The following is a 17324-nucleotide window of genomic DNA, read 5'->3' as shown; positions in this document are numbered from 1 at the left end:
CCGATCCACATTGCATGGACCGGGCGTCGATCGATCGGCTCTAGTTCGCCTTTATCGGCACCGTCACGGTTTTGCCGAAGGCCGATTTGATGGTTGCCGTCGCGCCAGGCGACGGGCCACTGCCGGCGGTCGTCACCGCTATGTTCCAGCGCGCGCCTGTCGCCGTAGGCGTCAGGACGGCGGCGCCAAGGTTCACCGTACCGGTGGTGGTCGTGGCAGTCGCCGTGATGGTGTTGCCCGTGCCACGGGAGGTGGTGCCGGACAGGACCCAATACCAGCGACTGTTGCTGCGGGCGGTGACGGTAGCGCTGGTGACGATCAGGCTCTCGTTGATCGCAGCCGAGACCGCCACGGACACTGTCGCCGGTGCCGACTCGGCATCCTTGGCATCGCTGGCCCTATAGCTAAAGGTCGCGGTGAACGGCGCGGGGACCGTGGCCGGTGGTGTGTAGGTCACGCGCAGACCGTCGGTGCTGACCACGCCCTTGCCGGAGTCCGGTTGCTCCAGGCCCACCACTTTGAGTGGCACGTTACCGTCAGGGTCGGTGTCGTTGGCCAGCACGTTGATGATCACCGGTTGGCCAGTGTTACTGATGGCGCTGTCGGCGTTGGCGACCGGTTTTTGGTTATCAAGGTCCTCTTCACGTTTATCGCCAGTGCGGAAGGTCGGCAGCGCGGCGGAGTTGACGTAGGTGACGCCGTCCCAGCCGGGCAGGGGCGTTGGCATCAACTGGAACTGACCGGGATGCTCGACATCCCAACGCAGCAGCATGGAGGTGTCCTCGTGCTGAGTGTTGTGGCAATGCTCCAGGTAGGTCCCGGCGAACTCACGGAAGCGGATGGCGATGTCCACGTCCACCGTACTGTCGATGCCCTGGCCGATGAGATAGACGTCCTTGCGTGCCCATTTTTCCCATTCCGGCGGTGCCTTGCCGTCGCGGCTGAGGACGACGCCTTCTTCGAAATGCACGTGAACAGGATGGCTCCAGCCGTTGCCGCCGTTCTTGATTTTCCACACTTCCAGGGTGCCGTCACCGGAGAACCCGGCAGGGGTCGGACCGGTGGCCAGTTGCGGTGCGGCGCTGATGATTCGAGGGTCCATCTGGAAACCTAAACCGCCGTCGGTCTTGATCGTCCAGGGTTCTTCGTCGGTACCGTCGGAGCGGCCGAAGATGAACTCGCGATGCCGCACTGTCTTGAGCTTGGCCTGCATCGTTGGATCGTCGCGGTTGACCGTCAGCGGGATCATGACCTTGCCGACCGGTTTACCCGGTTTGGCGGGTTCGTAGTCGACGGGGTTCATGCTCACGTCCTGGCCGGCATAAGGCTGAACCACCATCTGCATGAACTTGCCCACCGCCGGGTCACCCAAATCCCATTCCAGCCCCTTGCTGCCCAGTTTGAGCACCGCTTTGTACTTGCCGGACAGCACATCGGCCAGGCTCAGCGGAATACTCTCAGGACCCTTGCCGTCGTGGTGCTCCATCAGGTTGACGAAGTACAGCTTGTCGCCGGTGCTGATCCCGTATTTCGAGAAGTTGACGATGATGTCGAAGCGCTCGGCAATGCCCTGGGTGGGCAGGATGGCGTTGTGGTCCTGCACATCGCCGTCGGCGTCCAGGTCCATGCTGCCGTCGAACGGCACGGCATGTTCCATGAGGTTGCCGTCGTTGGCGATCATGTGGAAGGGCACGCGGGTATAGGACAGGCCGGAACCTGCCGGGCCGGGGAATTCACCCCCGGTGCCGACGACTTCACGCACCAGCGCGATCCTGAAGAAACGCGACACCGAGCCATTGAGGATGCGGAAGCGATAGCTGCGCGCGCGCACGTTCAGGCGCGGCTGGTACTGCCAGTTGACCAGGATCTGATCGCCGAGAAAGCCATCGGTGTTGAACGGGTTGAACCACAACTGGCCATTGGCATCCCAGGCCTTGTCGGCCACCATCAGGTTGACGTCGTAGTCGCGGTTGCCCCAGGACAATGCCGAACCGCTGGGCAGGCGCAGGTTGACGCCGTCTTGCAGCGCTTCATTACCGCGGTCCATGGCGCTGTAGTAGTTCATCATCGACGCACTGCCCTTGTAGACGTTCTGCGCGGTGAAATCGAGCATGTGGTCATGGAACCAGTGGGTGCTCATGGTTTCGCGCCAGTCGCCACGAATCTTGATGCTGCCGTTGTTGCAGGTCTTCAGGCCCGGCGTGGCATCGTTGACATACAGGGTTTCACCCGGGGCGCAGGGGAACGCCGCGCGCGGATCCTGGGCGCTGGTGTTGATGCTGTCGTAACCGGCCAGCTGGATCGGCCAGCGATAGTCGTAGTACTGCCCCGGAAAGAAAAACGCATTGGCGAAGCCGTCGCTTTCGGCCGGGGAGTGGCCGTTGTGTTCATGGGTGCTGAGGGTGTGCAGGCCAAAACCCATGTTGGCCGATGGATCGATGGGCAAGGCGTTGTAGTGCCGCATCAGCACGCCCTGGCCGTAGCGCACCATCAACAGTTTTGGCGGAAAGGTGCCGTCGAAGGTCCAGAGCGCCTTGTGGTTCTGAATCGGCATGTTGGGGTGAAAGCGGGTGTCGATGCCTTTGGTGGTGCCCGCAATGATCGGCGCGTCCGAGGTCTGGTTGTACAGCCCGCCCGGTCCGAACTCACCAACGGCGTAGTTGTGCAACTGGCGGCGGTCGCGCATGCCGCCGTTGAGTTTGGCGCCCGCTTGAGCGGTCTTGAAGGCGACCTGTGGGTAGAACTCGTTCCAGCGCTGATGCGACCAGCCTTTTCCTGGCGGACGACCTTCGGCCGGCGAGCCGACCGGATGGCGATTGAGGAAGGCTTCGATCTGCGCTTTCCACGGGTTGCGGTCCAGCACGTTGGAAAACTGCGACGGAAACGGGAACAGCCCCGGCTGGCGCATGAAGGCTTCCAGCGCCGCGGCCGAAGGGCCGCTGCGGGCGATGTTGTTCGGGTCCTGGGTGGGCGCCGGGCCGACGATCGGCACCGGGAAGGTCAGGGTGGGCGGCGGCAGTGTCGGGTCGAGTTTTTCCGTACCGAATTCTTCGAACAGCAGCAATTGCTGAGTGTACGGTTGCGCCCCGAACAACGGGCTGGGTTTGCCGTTGGTGGGGATTTTGAAGGAGGTCTGCAGGGCTGGCGGTAGCACGTTGTCGATCGTTGGCGTGGTGCGGGTGCCAAAAACGCCATTGGGCAGGGCGAAGGCGCCCGTGTTGGCGGGTGGCATGGCCTCTATGGCATCCAGCGCGGCCTTGAAGTCGGTCGGCGGGTTGCTATACGCCGAAGGATCCGTCGGCGGCGGCGGGCTGACATCGTCAAGCGGTGCTGCATTGACGGTGCCGAAGCTGACGTTGATCAGCATCACAGCGGCGATGCCCGGTTTGCTGAAAAAACCGAGCGATTTGAGGTCTGGCATTTTTTTCATGTTTTTCCCCTCGGGGCGCGCCGGCGTGGCTGACGTTCGTCATTCGCTTGGTGCAATAGGTGCGCCAATCGAGGAGGGGACGAAAACCTGTTTGATATCAATAGGCTGGCGGGTCAGACTTTAGTCGTAGTGGCACAGTGGGTGGGAATCCTCAAAGTTGGGGGCTATGACCCGATCAATCCCCCCCACCCACAGCACAGACCGGTGTGGGGGTGAACGCTTTCGCGAGCAGGCGAGCTCCCACGGAAGATCGAGGAGTGGGCAAAACCGCAGACCCCCATGGGAACGGGCCTGCTCGCGAAAGCGTCCAGTTCATCCAGCACAAAGTGTGCCTGACTCACGGCTGTCAGCCTTGAAAACACTACCAGGCGTCCACCGGCGATGCGCATGGCTCAAGGAAGATGGATGTCTGTCCATCACCTTCGGACCGGACGTGCCAGGCGCGCTATGATAGGCGGCCCTTGCCTTCCGGAGCCTGTCACCGCAATGCCCCTGATCAGCCACTTCAAGACCCCGTGCCCCGAGCACATCAATAGCCAGATCCTGCAGATGGTGGTCGACAACCTGACCGACATCAGCATGGTCGCGATCCCGCCCAGCAACCTGCTGTACAACCTTTATCAATACGCGATCGGCTATGAGGTGCACCTGTATCTGGAGGCGCTGAACGGTGAAAAAGGCATTGCCGTGGAGTTGATCGTCGCCACGGACGAAGACGACCCGCAAAAGGTGACTGGCTTTGTGCTGTACCTGCCGGTACAGGACGACCCCGAGGCCTGCGGCGTGGCGTACATGGCGGTGCAGGCCGAGTATCGGCGCCAGGGCGTGGCCCGGCGGATGCTGCGGGAAATGGTCGGCCGCTATCCCCATGCCGAGCTGACCTGCGCGGTGGCCAAGGTGCCGTATTTCGAAGCGATGGGCTTTGAGGTGGTGGGCGTGCGTGCGACCCAGGTGTTGATGAACACCCGCGACCACGCCACCGATGGCTTGATGGCGCTGCTGGATGTGGCGTCGATCTACAGCTCGCTGGAAGTGCGGCAGATCCATACCTACCTGCTGCAAAAGCATGGCAAGCGGGCCATGACCGACGCGGAAAAACAGCGCGACCGGCATCTGGACCAGTTGACGCGCAAGACTCAGGAGTTTGTGCGGGGGCGGTTGGGTGACGATGCGGTGCCGGCGATTGGTCCTCGACTTCGGTTGGTCTAGTCGCACTCTGCTCAACCCCACAAATCTCCTGTGGGAGCGGGCTTGCCCGCGATGGCGGCCTGTCAGCCAACATTAGTGTTGGATGTGATGGCCTCATCGCGGGCAAGCCCGCTCCCACAGGGATTGAGTTGTCCGCGAGAGCCCCCGTCAGCGCTTAAGTCAGCTTCACATTCATGGTAATCCGCGCCGTGAACACCTTCTTGCCCTCGGCATCGTGAATGTCCACGGGCACGATCTTGTCGCCTTCGGTGGTCCAGTCCACCGCATCCCCCTCGGCCACCGCCGTCACATCGCTCTTGGCCTTGGCCAGGTATTCCACGGTCATGCCTTTGGGAATCCAGCGTGCCCCGGCGGGAATGGATACGTCGGTCATCATCCCGGCAGCCAGTTCGGCGGCGTTGCACATGGCAATGGCATGCACCGTCCCCAAATGATTGGTGATCTCCCGGGCAAACGGCACGTGCACGGTTGCGCTGTCTTTGCGCAAATCCTTGACCAACGGGTTGATGCTGGAGAAGTAGGGCGCCACCTGGCAGGCCATTTTGCTGAACGCTTGCGGGCCTGCGCTGTTGAACATGCTGAGGAACTGACTCATTTATTTTGCCTCTTGCGGATGATGGGTTACAGAACAATATTCTTTTACAGAATAATATTCTGTGACGGAACAGTATTCTGTCGAAGGGAAATCTGTCAACCTAGCGCCACCTGTCTGCTGGCAACCGCCAGCCCCCACCGATGACTTTTCCGGACTGTCTTTGCGTATGGAAACCGCCGATCTGCTCGAACGCTGCTACCCCGGACGACGCGCCGAACTCAAGCGCGACATCTTCAGAAAGGCCCTGGGCCTGTTCAACGAACAGGGGATCGAGGCCACCACCATAGAAATGATCCGTGCCGAATGCGATACCAGTGTCGGCGCGATCTATCACCATTTCGGCAACAAGGAAGGCCTGGTGGCGGCGCTGTTTTTTACCGCCCTCGACGATCAGGCCCGCTTGCGCGACAGCTACCTGGCTGAGGCACGCACCGCTCAAGCCGGGGTGTACGCGCTGGTGCACAGTTATGTGGATTGGGTCGATAGCCAGCCGGAGTGGGCGCGGTTCCAGTACCACGCAAGGTTTGCCGTCACCAAGGGGCCGTTCAAGGACGAACTCGCCTCCCGCAACAAGACGCGCAACAAGCAGTTGCTGGAGTGGCTGGGGGCGCAGGGTAACGAGCTGGGGAGTTTTCCGGCGGAGCTGATCCCGTCGCTGATCGTCGGCCAGGCAGACAGCTACTGCCGCGCCTGGTTGTCGGGCCGGGTCAAGGGCAGCCCGAAGGCTTACCGGGACATGCTGGCGGAAGCGGCGTGGCGGTCGTTGTGCGCCACCGAAACATAATGAAAATCCCCCCTGTGGGACCGCCGCACCGCCGCTCCCACAATGAATAGTGTTGGTTTTCGGAGGTTAAAAAAGAGCCTCAAAGCTCTTGATGGGGAGGAAGTGGAGCCGTGAGGCTCAAGATGCGCGTGAAACAAGCGGTGAGCTTGATAGGGGTTCAGTTCACTCACCACCTACGCAGCGGCTTGTTGAGCAACCAAGCGGCTGCGTAACTCCATCCTAGAAAGACCGAGTGTTTCACTCAAGTACCGCTAGTCGTACTGCTACGTGTGCTTCTTTCGACCATCGCCACGATGATTTCAAACAGTTCGTCCTGTGCTTGCTCTGCGCTGATCTCGTCATTCGCAGCAGCGTGGGACAAGGCTTCGGCGGCGCCGAGCATCGCGCGTAATCCGGCTGGCGTGATGTTTCCCGTCTCAGCGAACGGGGAGAGGACGTTGCGGCACTTTTCGAGGAAGATCGCTTCGTACTCGCGCTTGATCTTTTCCAGTTCCGGCGAACCCGCCAGAGCGGCGATCACGCCTGGTATCTCTTTGCCCTGCAGCAGCACGCAAGCGACGTAGGATGTGGCAATCACGCGTGCGGTGCTGGCCAGGGTCGGATCGCAATGCTCCAGCGCGGCATCCATCAACGTAGTCTGGCGCGTGTCGAAATCCTGGTAGAGCGCGGCCAGCAATCCGGATCGAGTGGTGAAGTGATCATAAACCACCGGTTTGGTGATCCCGGCCAACTCGGCGAGACGGCCCAGAGTCAGGGCTTGCGTGCCTTCTTTGCGCACCAGTTGCCAGGCGACGTCCAGCAACTGGCGCAGTCGATCTTCCCGCGACATCCGGCGACGTGGCTGCTCTTTTGTTTCGATGGTTGACATGCCTATGTACCAAAAGTAACTTACTGTTCGTAACTTACCAAGAGTATATAAGGTCCGCCCTGTGCTCTCAATCAGGAGTTCCAGCATGCACACACTTATCGTTGTCGCTCATCACGATCCTCTTTCGCTTACCCGTGGCGTGGTTACGCGGATTGCTGACGGCCTGGCCCTGGCCGATTCCGATAACACGGTGGAAATCGCCGATCTCTGGACCGAAGGTTTCGACCCCAGGTTCGGGCCGGCGGATTGGGCGGTGCATCACCGGGAGGCATCACCACCGGCCGATGTGATCGCCGAGCAGGCGCGGATAGATCGAGCCGATGCGCTGATATTGGTCTACCCGGTGTTCTGGTGGTCGATGCCGGCGCTGCTCAAGGGCTGGATCGACCGAGTGTTCGCCAATGGCTGGGCTTTCGATTTCGGGACGGATGCCAAGCTGGTGAAAAAGCTGGATCGTCTGCGAGTACACCTGATCGGAGTCGGTGGAGCCGACGCGGCCACCTATGCCCGACACGGATATGCAACCGCCATGAAGACTCAGATTGACCATGGCATTTTCGATTACTGCGGTGCGCAGGTCGTGACGTCGCAACTGCTGCTGGAGTCGGAAATTCAGGATCCGGCTATGCACCTGCAGGCCGCACACACCTTGGGTCGTGGCCTGTATAAGCAACAAGAAGTCGAGGCGGTATGAGCCACATACCGCCCCGGCACCACTAGATCTGCTCGCCCGGCCAGCCGGCCCTGCGCAACGCCTTGAGCAGTGTCTCGACATCCAGCCCCTGCACCCCATGCCCGTTGCCTTCGGCCGTTTCGGCGGCGAGCAGGGCATTGATGATGGCTTCTTCCACGGCCTCGGTGGCGGCCAGGAACAGCTCGCTGATGTGGTCGTTGTTGACCATGCTCAGGTTGTGGGTGGTCGGCGCTTTCTTGCTCTCGTAGGCAGCCGGTGGCACGTGATCGTTACCGGTGGAAAAGGCGATGAAGATGTCGCCGCTGTGGTCTTCATTGCCGCCGCCGGTACGGGCCAGGCCGAGGCTGGCACGCTGGGCCAGGCGGGTGCACTGGTGCGGCAGCAACGGCGCATCGGTGGCCAGGCAGACCACGATCGAACCCATGCCCGGATGGGGCAGCGAGGCCTTGAGGAACGGCGAATCGACCTGTTCCATGTAGCGCCCGACCGGGTAGCCATCGACGCGCAATTCATTGCGAATACCGTGGTTGGCCTGGACAATCGCCCCCACCGTCCAGCCGCCCTGGGCGCTGTTCAAACGGCGTGACGCAGTGCCGATGCCGCCCTTGAATTCATGGCAGATCATGCCGCTGCCACCGCCGACATTGCCTTCGGCCACCGGGCCGCCCACCGCCGAACGAACGGCCTGGGCCACGTGCTCAGGCTTGACATGAAAACCGTTGATGTCGTTGAGCAGGCCGTCGAAGGTTTCCAGCACCACTGGCATGTTCCAGTAGAGGCGCCCGTCATCCGGTTGCTGCTCGCGGTCGAGCACGATCAGCGCATCGCGCACCACGCCCAGGCTGTGGGTGTTGGTAAAAGCGATGGGGCTGGTCAGCAAGCCGGCCTCGCGAATCCACTCCAGCCCCGTGGCATCGCCGTTGCCGTTGAGCACATGCACACCGGCAAAGCAGGGTTGCTGGCTGGTGGAGCCGGTGCGGGGTTCGATGACGGTGACGCCGGTGAGGATGTCGCGGCCATTGGCAGTGCGGCCTCGTACATCGCTGTGGCCGACCCGTACGCCGGGAACGTCGGTGATGGCGTTGAGCGGGCCGGGTTGCAGTTGGCCGAACTGGATGTTGAGGTCGCGGGCGCGTGGTTTCATGGGTTTTCTCATCTTTGATTCGTGGCAGAAAAAGAATATTTGTTGGGCACCACGGACACTGTGGGAGCGGGCTTGCTCGCGAAGGCGTAGTGTCAGTCGCTATCAACGTTGGCTGAGCCACCGCCTTCGCGAGCAAGTCGGATCGCCGCACCGCCGCTCCCACAGGGTTTTGTGGTGTCCTCGTCATTGACCGTTTTTGACCTTGCTCCAGATCCGCGTGCGCACGCGCTCGGTAGCTGGCGGCAGTGGCTGGAGGGTGAACAAGGTGGCCATCGCTTCGGCAGGCGGATAAACCGCCGGGTTGTTGCGGGTCGCTTCGGCCACCAGCGTGGTGGCGCTGCGGTTGCCGTTGGGGTAGTTGAGGTGGTCGCTGACGGGGGCGATGACGTCAGGGCGCATCAGGTAGTCGATGAAGGCCATGCCTTGTTCCGGGTGTGGGGCGTCCTTGAGCAGCACCAGGGTGTCGAACCACACCGGCGCGCCTTCCTTGGGCAAGCTGTAGGCGATCTTCACGCCGTTGCCGGCCTGCTCGGCGGTGTTCCTGGCTTCGAGCATCGCGCCGGACCAGCCCACCGCCACGCAAATGTTGCCGTTGGACAGGTCGCTGATGAACTTCGACGAGTTGAAGTAGGCGATGTGCGGGCGCAGTTTCAGCAGCAGCGCTTCGGCCTTCTTGTAGTCCTCGGGGTTGGTGCTGTTGGGCGGCAGGCCGAGGTAGTGCAGCGCCACCGGCAGCATCTCCGCCGGCGAGTCGAGCATGGCCACGCCGCATTCGCCGAGTTTGGCCAGGTTCTCTTCCTTGAACACCAGGTCCCAGGAATCCACCGGCGCCTTGTCGCCCAGCACGGCGCGCACTTTGTCGACGTTGTAGCCGATGCCGTTGGTGCCCCACAGGTAGGGCACGGCGTACTGGTTGCCCGGATCGTTGTTGGCCAGTTTCGCCAGCAGATCGGTGTCCATGTTCTTGAAGTCCGGCATCTGCGCACGGGGCAGGGGGGCGAGGGCACCGGCCTTGATCAGCGTGGGCAGACTGAAGTTGCTGGCCACCACCACGTCGTAGCCGCTGCGGCTGGTGAGCAACTTGCCTTCCAGCACTTCGGCGCTGTCGAAGGTGTCGTAGACCGGCACAATCCCGGTGTCACGCTTGAAGTCCTGCAAGGTAGTCGGGCCGATGTAGTCGTACCAGTTGTACACGTGCACCGTCGGGGCTTCGACCGCAAACGCTGGCAGTGAAACCGCCAGACAGGCGCCAAACCCCAGATTGAAATACAAGCGGTGACGACTCATGATGCGGCACTCCTGGCCTGTTGCGGCCGGTGGTAATCAGGAGTTTGCAGCGTATCGACCGGGGTGGCTTTCACCCATTCCCATCATGGGTTACTCAAAAGGGGTAGTGCGTGGACGCGTTGTTGAAAGAGTTGCCGGTGCATCAGGGGCTGGCGCGGGTCTTCACGGCGGTGGGGCAGGACGGTTTCTGGCGTGCTCTGGTCGATACCCTGCGCTTGCTGGTGCCGCTGGATAACGCGCTGGTGGCGCTGATGCGCCCGGGTCATGTGCCGCGGCTGCTGATTGACTTCGATGCCACGGGCCGCATCGACGACCATGAAGAACTGGCGGACTACCGCGCCGGCATGTACCTGCTCGACCCGTTCTACCAGGCCGCCTGCGCGGGCATCGCCGACGGCTTGCACAGCCTCGAATCGGTGGCCCCCGACCAGTTCCAGCACAGCGAGTACTACCTGAGTTACTTCAGCACCGTGGTCGGTGGGGACGAGTTGCAGTTCATGGTCAATGTCGATGGCGCCGTGCTCGGCCTGTCCCTGGGGCGTGCGACACGCTTCAGCCTCGAGGAGCAGGGCCGCCTGCTGTGCGTGCGAGACTGGGTGCTGGCGGCGATGCGCCGACATCTGGATTTACTGCCGCTGGAGGGGTCGGTCGCCGAACCACCGGCGGGCGATCTGGCGACCTTGCTCGATCGCTTCGACGCACGCCTGACCCTGCGGGAAATCGAAACCGCGCGCCTGATTCTCCAGGGCTTCTCCAGCAAGGCTATCGCCCAGCAAATGGGCATATCCCCGGAGACGGTGAAAGTGCACCGGCGCAACCTCTATCACAAGCTCAATGTGAACGGGCATGGCGAGTTGTTTGCGTTGGTGTTGCAGCCGCGTTGAACCTTGGTGGTTTGGTGAATGCATTGGCCCCTTCGCGAGCAAGCCCGCTCCCACACTGGATCTCGGCTCGTCACAACGCCTATGTGGGAGCGGGCTTGCTCGCGAAGGGCACGACTCGGTGTTACTGCCGAAACACCAACGCCTTCAACCCACACTCGACATCGGCATCCGGAAACTCCGGCGGGTTCTCCAGCCGCTGCTCGAACCGCAGGCTCGGTGCTTCGCGAGTCACGCCATCGATCAGGAAATCAGCACCAAACGCCGGGTCGTTCATGCATGCCAGCACGGTACCTTGGGGGCTGAGCAACTCCGGCAACCGGCGCAGCACGCGCTGGTAGTCCTTGGTCAGCAGAAAGCTGCCTTTCTGGAACGATGGCGGGTCGATGATCACCAGGTCGTACGGTCCCTTGCCGATCACCTTGCCCCAGGATTTGAACAGATCGTGGCCGAGGAAACTGACCTTGCTCATGTCGTGGCCGTTGAGCCGGTGGTTGTCTCGACCACGGTTCAAGGCGGGGCTCGACATGTCGAGGTTGACCACGTGGCTCGCGCCGCCTTCGATGGCCGCCACCGAGAAACCGCAGGTATAGGCGAACAGGTTCAGCACCCGCTTGCCCTCGGCATTGGCGCGGACCCAATCGCGACCGTAGCGCATGTCGAGGAACAGGCCGGTGTTCTGTTTGCGACCCAGGTCCACCCGGTACTTCAACCCGCCTTCGGTGATGGTCATTTCTTCGATGACGTCCCCCAGCAGCCACTCGGTGGTGCTTTGCAGCAGGTAGCGATGTTGCAGCAGCAGCGTGTGGGCACCGGATTTTGCCCACTGCTCAGACCGGGTGATCGCCATCAGCAACTGCTTCAGGTCTTCCAGTTGCGCCGCTTCCGGCTCCTTGAACAGCGCCACCAGCACTACGCCCTGCAGCCAGTCCACGGTCACTTGCTCCAGCCCAGGCCAGCAGCGTCCACGGCCGTGGAACAGGCGGCGGGTTTCGGCGGGGGCGGTTGCCAGGGCGGTCAGCAGGTGCTGGTTGAGGGTGGCGAGGGCTTCAGGGTTCATCGGGTCGGGTCGGTGGCATGGAAAGGGGCGGCATTTAACCATAATTGCGCAAATCCTGTGGGAGCGGGCAAGCCCGCTCCCACCGGTTATCGAGTGCGAGTTATCACGTTTAATTTAACTTTACGTGAGGATTTGGCGATCTTCCGGCTCCCATACTCGGCTCCAACGAACAACAACAAACGGGAGCCGGACATGTCGCAGAGCACTGCTTCACCCAAGCCCAGTCATCCACGCTGGCTACGCCTGACCCATTGGCTCAACGCCCTGGCGGTGCTGGTGATGGTCACCAGCGGCTGGCGCATCTACAACGCCTCGCCGATCTATGAGTTCAGTTTTCCCAAGTCGATCACCCTCGGCGGCTGGCTGGGCGGCGCGCTGCAATGGCATTTCGCGGCGATGTGGTTCCTGGCGATCAACGGCCTGATCTACCTGGCCTTCAACCTGTTCAGCGGGCGCCTGAAGCGGCGTTTCTTCCCGGTGTCGCCCAAAGGCGTGCTGCATGACCTGTGGGCCGCCTTGCGCGGAAAACTCGGGCACGCCGACCTCAGTCATTACAACCAGGTGCAGCGTTTTGCATACCTGTTCGTGATGGTCGACATCCTCCTGCTGGTACTCTCCGGGCTGGTGTTGTGGAAGTCGGTGCAGTTCCCGCTGTTGCGTGAATTGTTGTTCGGCTATGAGGGCGCACGCCGCGTGCACTTCTTCGCCATGGCATTGCTGGTGGCCTTCGTGGCGGTGCATCTGGTGATGGTCGCACTGGTTCCAAAAACGCTGTTGGCCATGATCGTCGGCCGCAAGGAGCAGGTATGAAAAAGCGCATTCAGGTACCCGGGCTGGACGAGGCGTCGATCCTCACCGAGGCCCGCAAGATCCTCGCCCCGCAGATCGAAGACCGCTCGCGCCGCTCCTTCCTGTTGCGCGGCCTGACCCTTGGCGGCGTGGCGATGTTGTCCGGTTGCAACATCACCGACAACGAAAGCGTCGAGACCGCGCTGTCGTCCATGTCGCGCTTCAACGATCGGGTGCAGGGCTGGCTGTTCAACCCCAACGCGATGGCACCGACCTATCCCGAATCGATGATCACCCGGCCGTTTCCCTTCAATGCCTTCTATGGCATCGACGAAGCGCCGACGGTGGAGGAGGAGGGCTATCGCCTGGAAATCACCGGCCTGGTCGCCGACAAGCACAGCTGGCGCCTCGAAGAGCTGCGCGCCATGGCCCAGACCGAGCAGATCACCCGGCACATTTGCGTCGAAGGCTGGAGCGCCATCGGCCGTTGGGGCGGCGTGCGGTTCAGCGATTTCCTCAAACGCATCGGCGCCGACACCGATGCCAAATACGTCGGCTTCAAATGCGTCGATGACTACTACACCAGCATCGACATGGCCACCGCACTGCATGCGCAAACCCTGCTGGCGCTGACTTATGACGGCGCGGTGCTGCCGCGCGAATACGGCTTCCCGATGAAGCTGCGCATGCCCACCAAGCTTGGCTACAAGAACCCCAAACACATTCAGGCGATTTTCGTCAGCAACACCTACAGCGGCGGCTACTGGGAAGACCAGGGCTACAACTGGTTCGGTGGCAGCTGATGAACGTCCCAAACATTCACCGTCCACAAACCCGTGCTCCAAGGAGATTCATCATGAAAAAGTTGACCACTGTTGTTCTGTCCATGTGCCTGGCCGTTGGTGCGGCCTCTGTGTTCGCAGCCGACACGATGAGTAATGACAGCATGAGCAAGGATTCGATGTCCAAGGACGCCATGTCCAAGGATGCGATGAAGAAAGATGCGATGAAGAAGACCGATTCGATGTCCAGGGACGCCATGAAAAAAGGCGATGCGATGTCCAAGGACGCGATGAAAAAAGGCGACTCCATGTCCAAGGACGCCATGAGCAAAGATGCGATGAAAAAGGACGCCATGTCGCAGTAATCCCAAGCAACCTCGGACCCTGTGGGAGCGGGCTTGCCCGCGAAGACGTAGTGTCAGTCGCTATCAATGTTGACTGGGCTGCCGCCTTCGCGGGCAAGCCCGCTCCCACAGGTTTTCGTGCAGGTCTTCAGGGGGTATGACTTGAGGTCATACCCTCATGACTTTTAATGGTTACAGCCCCGCCAACCCCCAGTGTTAAAAAATCGCAAACCAGCTCATCAACAACAAAAAAGAGCGTTTGCAACCATGACTCATCATCACTGCCGCGTCTTCGCCAGCGTCCTGCTGCGCTCTTCGAACCCGAACATCTGCCACGCCAGGCCCCGTGCTTGCGTGCGCTGCTGAACACCCAAACACATCCCTCTGCGTCCCCTAGAGTAATGATCATGAAAGAACTCGACCTGTACATCGGTGAAGGTTTCGAAGGCCCGGGCGTGAACGCCGCGCACATCAACATCCTGATCGGCCCGCGCAACGGCCCGGCAGGGCAAGCGTTCGCCAACAGCCTGGCGTCGCCAAGCCAGGGTCATTGCCCGTTCATGGTGATCGCCCAGCCGAACATCCCGGTCAAGCCGATGACCCTGTATGTGAACAAGGCCGCGATCGGTAGCGACCTGCACGGCAATGCCACCTGGGGCGCGTCCCAGGCCGGTATCGCCAAGGCGGTTCTGGAAGCGCTGCTCGACGGCACCCTGCCGCCGGAAGCCGAGGACGAGTGGGCCATCGTGACGGCCAACTGGGTCAACCCGGCCTGCGACGACCTCGACGCCGTGTACCTGAACAACTACAACGCCTGCCGCACCGCGATCCGCGCCGCCCTGACCGGCAAACCGGAAACCGCGCAGCTCAAGGATGTGGTCGATCACATCAGCAACCCTTTCTACACGCCAAAAGCCTGAGGTCCTCGCCATGCAATACATTCGTTTGGGCAACTCCGGCCTCGAAGTCTCCCGCCTGTGCCTGGGCACCATGAACATGGGCACCCCGGACTGGAAACCGTGGATCTTCGATGAGAAGAAAAGCGAGCCGATCGTCAGGCACGCCCTGGACAACGGCGTGAACTTCATCGACCTGGCGGACTTCTATTCCGCAGGCACAGGCGAGGAAGTGGTGGGGCGTATCGTCAAGCGCTTGGCCCGTCGTGAAGACCTGGTGATCACCACCAAGGTCGGCTACGGCACCCGCAGCGGCATCAACGCCAGCGGTCACTCGCGCAAGCACATCATGGACAGCATCGACGCCTCGCTCAAACGCCTGGACATGGATTACGTCGACGTCTTCATGTTGCACTACTTCGACGTCAACACCCCGGTCGAAGAAACCATGAGCGCGATGAACGACATCGTGCGTTCCGGCAAGGCTCGCTACATCGGCGTGTCGACCATGCTCACCGGGCAACTGGCAAAAATCCTCATGGCTTGCGAGCGCAATGGCTGGGTCAAGCCGATCAACATGCAGCTGCAACTGAACTGCGCCTACCGTGAAGAAGAGCGCGAGATGATCCCGTTCTGTCGTGATCAGGGACTCGGTGTCTCGGTGTTCAGCCCGTTGGCTCGCGGCCTGCTGACCGGTGACGCGCAGTCGACCCGCAACCAGACCGACTTCTTCACCCAGCAGATGTACAGCGACGAAGCCTCGTTCGAAATCGCCCATTCGGTGCAACGTGTCGCCCGTGCCCGTGGCGTGTCCAACGCGCAGATTGCCCAGGCGTGGGTGGCCAACCATCCGGGCGTGGATTGCATGCTGGTCGGCGCCGACACCACCGAACAGTTCGACAGTGCCCTGGCGGCCCTGGAAACCAGACTCGACGCCGAAGAGCTGCACGAGCTGGAACGCAACTACACGCCGTGCGACGTGATCAACGATTACACCGCCGGCAAACGTATCCTGCGCACTGCGCGTCCGGGCCTGGATCGCTTCAACCTGACCGAGGCCGTGGCATGAGTACTTTGATCCGCCACGGCAATTTCATCGACGGGCAATGGTTAAGCGGTGGGGGGGCCGGCGGCGGTGCGACTTATCCGGTGCTGAACCCGGCCAACGGCGAGCTGATCGCCGAGGTGCAAAAGGCCGGTGCTGAAGAGACTGATTTGGCCATCGAAGCCGCCAACCGTGCATTGCCGGCGTGGCGCAAGCTGACTGCCAAGGAACGCAGCCAACGCCTCAAGCGCTGGAGCGAACTGATGTTGAGCAACCAGAAGGATCTGGCCACGCTGCTGAGTCGCGAACAAGGCAAGCCGTTGGCTGAGGCCATGGGCGAAGTGGTGTATGCCGCGAGCTTCCTGGAGTGGTTCGCCGAAGAAGCCAAGCGTGCCTATGGCGATGTGATCCCGAGTCACAAGGCCGATGCACGGATCATCGTCACCAAGGAGGCCATCGGTGTGGTCGCGGCGATCACGCCGTGGAACTTCCCGCTGGCCATGGTCACTCGCAAGGTCGGCCCGGCGCTGGCCGCCGGTTGCACGATGATCCTCAAACCGTCGGAAGAAACCCCGCTGTCGGCCTTCGCGCTGGCGGTGCTGGCCGAGCAGGCCGGGATTCCGGCCGGTGTGTTCAACATCGTCTCCGGGGATGCCGTGGCGATTGGCGGTGCGCTGCAAGCGTCCAGCGTTGTGCGCAAGCTGTCGTTCACCGGCTCGACCCGCACCGGCAAATTGCTGATGCGCCAGGCCGCCGACACCTTGAAAAAGGTCTCGCTGGAACTGGGCGGCAACGCGCCGTTCATTGTGTTCGACGACGCCGATCTGGATGCAGCGGTCAAAGGCGCGATGGCCTCGAAGTTCCGCAATACCGGGCAAACCTGTGTCTGTGTGAACCGCTTCTTCATTCAGGACGGCGTGTACGAGGCCTTCACCGGCAAACTCGCCGAAGCGGTTGCAGCGATGCGCGTCGGCAGTGCGTTGGACGGTGAAACCGAACAGGGCCCGCTGATCAACGGCGCCGCACTGGCCAAGGTCGAGCTGCACGTGAGCGATGCGGTGGAGAAGGGCGCCAAGGTCCTGTGCGGCGGTCGTCGTCATGCCCTGGGCGGTACGTTCTACGAGCCGACGATTCTTGCCGAAGCCAGCAGCGACATGCTGATCGCCCAGGATGAAACCTTCGGACCGGTGGCTGCCTGCTTCCGTTTCAAGGATGAAGCCGAGGTGCTGCAAAAGGCCAACGACACACCATTCGGTTTGTCCGCCTACTTCTACAGCCGCGACATCGGCCGCGTCTGGCGCATGGCCGAAGGCCTGGAAGCCGGCATGGTCGGGATCAACGAAGGAATCATTTCCACGGAAGTGGCGCCGTTCGGCGGCATCAAGGAATCGGGCCTGGGTCGCGAGGGTTCGAAGTACGGTCTGGATGACTACCTGGAAATCAAATACCTGTTGATGGGTGGTCTCTAACCCCACCCCAAACCCTGTGGGAGCGGGCTTGCTCGCGAAGAGGGAGT

The 17324-nt window shown here is 61.6% G+C and carries 16 protein-coding genes; 10 read left to right on the top strand and 6 right to left on the bottom strand.

What is annotated here, in order from left to right; translation table 11 throughout:
- Positions 1-40: 40 nt before the first annotated feature.
- Positions 41-3430: an Ig-like domain-containing protein gene (locus PMI34_RS14260; RefSeq protein ID WP_008049986.1), complete on the bottom strand. Its 3390-nt coding sequence runs from the start codon at positions 3428-3430 to the stop codon at positions 41-43.
- A gap of 486 nt (positions 3431-3916) precedes the next feature.
- Here PMI34_RS14260 and PMI34_RS14265 point away from each other — a divergent pair, with 486 nt between their 5' ends.
- Positions 3917-4639 carry a GNAT family N-acetyltransferase gene (locus PMI34_RS14265; RefSeq protein ID WP_008049984.1) on the top strand — a complete coding sequence of 241 codons (723 nt, stop codon included), beginning with the start codon at positions 3917-3919 and terminating at the stop codon, positions 4637-4639.
- 154 nt (positions 4640-4793) lie between these two features.
- Here the strand turns inward: PMI34_RS14265 and PMI34_RS14270 are convergent, their stop codons facing one another.
- A complete protein-coding gene (locus PMI34_RS14270; protein ID WP_008049982.1) occupies positions 4794-5234 on the bottom strand; it encodes a hotdog fold domain-containing protein in 441 nt (146 codons plus the stop codon).
- A gap of 166 nt (positions 5235-5400) precedes the next feature.
- Between PMI34_RS14270 and PMI34_RS14275 the strand changes: the two genes are divergently transcribed.
- A complete protein-coding gene (locus PMI34_RS14275) occupies positions 5401-6018 on the top strand; it encodes a TetR/AcrR family transcriptional regulator (RefSeq protein WP_008049980.1) in 618 nt (205 codons plus the stop codon).
- Between the two features lie 241 nt (positions 6019-6259).
- Here PMI34_RS14275 and PMI34_RS14280 read toward each other — a convergent pair whose 3' ends face one another.
- Positions 6260-6886, bottom strand: a complete 627-nt coding sequence (locus tag PMI34_RS14280) for a TetR/AcrR family transcriptional regulator (protein WP_032829659.1) — start codon at positions 6884-6886, stop codon at positions 6260-6262.
- An 85-nt stretch (positions 6887-6971) separates the two neighbouring features.
- On the opposite strand from PMI34_RS14280, the gene PMI34_RS14285 reads away from it, so the two are divergent.
- Positions 6972-7580: an NAD(P)H-dependent oxidoreductase gene (locus PMI34_RS14285; RefSeq protein ID WP_008049976.1), complete on the top strand. Its 609-nt coding sequence runs from the start codon at positions 6972-6974 to the stop codon at positions 7578-7580.
- A 22-nt stretch (positions 7581-7602) separates the two neighbouring features.
- Here the strand turns inward: PMI34_RS14285 and PMI34_RS14290 are convergent, their stop codons facing one another.
- Both PMI34_RS14290 and PMI34_RS14295 read right to left on the bottom strand, forming a co-directional pair.
- The gene (locus tag PMI34_RS14290; RefSeq protein WP_008049974.1) at positions 7603-8724 is read right to left on the bottom strand and encodes a DmpA family aminopeptidase; all 1122 of its coding nucleotides are present in this window, start codon (positions 8722-8724) and stop codon (positions 7603-7605) included.
- A gap of 183 nt (positions 8725-8907) precedes the next feature.
- The gene (locus PMI34_RS14295; protein WP_008049973.1) at positions 8908-10011 is read right to left on the bottom strand and encodes an extracellular solute-binding protein; all 1104 of its coding nucleotides are present in this window, start codon (positions 10009-10011) and stop codon (positions 8908-8910) included.
- 110 nt (positions 10012-10121) lie between these two features.
- On the opposite strand from PMI34_RS14295, the gene PMI34_RS14300 reads away from it, so the two are divergent.
- Positions 10122-10895, top strand: coding sequence for a helix-turn-helix transcriptional regulator (locus tag PMI34_RS14300; protein ID WP_008049972.1), 774 nt, complete (start codon positions 10122-10124; stop codon positions 10893-10895).
- Positions 10896-11016: 121 nt separating this feature from the next.
- On the opposite strand, the gene PMI34_RS14305 is transcribed toward PMI34_RS14300, so the two are convergent.
- On the bottom strand, positions 11017-11952 hold the full coding sequence (locus tag PMI34_RS14305; protein WP_032829657.1) for a class I SAM-dependent methyltransferase: 936 nt from the start codon (positions 11950-11952) through the stop codon (positions 11017-11019).
- Between the two features lie 192 nt (positions 11953-12144).
- Between PMI34_RS14305 and PMI34_RS14310 the strand changes: the two genes are divergently transcribed.
- The 6 genes from PMI34_RS14310 (at position 12145) to PMI34_RS14335 (ending at position 17277) form a co-directional block, all read left to right on the top strand.
- The gene (locus PMI34_RS14310; RefSeq protein WP_008049968.1) at positions 12145-12762 is read left to right on the top strand and encodes a cytochrome b/b6 domain-containing protein; all 618 of its coding nucleotides are present in this window, start codon (positions 12145-12147) and stop codon (positions 12760-12762) included.
- Positions 12759-13544, top strand: a complete 786-nt coding sequence (locus PMI34_RS14315) for a molybdopterin-dependent oxidoreductase (RefSeq protein ID WP_008049967.1) — start codon at positions 12759-12761, stop codon at positions 13542-13544. Before PMI34_RS14310 ends, PMI34_RS14315 begins: the two co-directional genes overlap by 4 nt.
- Before the next feature lie 53 nt (positions 13545-13597).
- Positions 13598-13888, top strand: a complete 291-nt coding sequence (locus tag PMI34_RS14320; protein ID WP_008049964.1) for a pentapeptide MXKDX repeat protein — start codon at positions 13598-13600, stop codon at positions 13886-13888.
- A gap of 386 nt (positions 13889-14274) precedes the next feature.
- Positions 14275-14787 (top strand): formaldehyde-activating enzyme, encoded by a 513-nt coding sequence (fae, locus tag PMI34_RS14325; RefSeq protein WP_007984954.1) that lies wholly within the window; start codon positions 14275-14277, stop codon positions 14785-14787.
- A gap of 10 nt (positions 14788-14797) precedes the next feature.
- The gene (locus PMI34_RS14330) at positions 14798-15832 is read left to right on the top strand and encodes an aldo/keto reductase (protein WP_008049962.1); all 1035 of its coding nucleotides are present in this window, start codon (positions 14798-14800) and stop codon (positions 15830-15832) included.
- The gene (locus tag PMI34_RS14335) at positions 15829-17277 is read left to right on the top strand and encodes an NAD-dependent succinate-semialdehyde dehydrogenase (protein ID WP_008049960.1); all 1449 of its coding nucleotides are present in this window, start codon (positions 15829-15831) and stop codon (positions 17275-17277) included. The genes PMI34_RS14330 and PMI34_RS14335 overlap by 4 nt, the downstream gene beginning before the upstream one ends.
- Positions 17278-17324: the final 47 nt, after the last annotated feature.

This window comes from Pseudomonas sp. GM74 (assembly GCF_000282455.1).
In the GTDB taxonomy this organism is placed as follows: domain Bacteria; phylum Pseudomonadota; class Gammaproteobacteria; order Pseudomonadales; family Pseudomonadaceae; genus Aquipseudomonas.
This window is presented reverse-complemented; position numbering and strand designations above follow the sequence as displayed.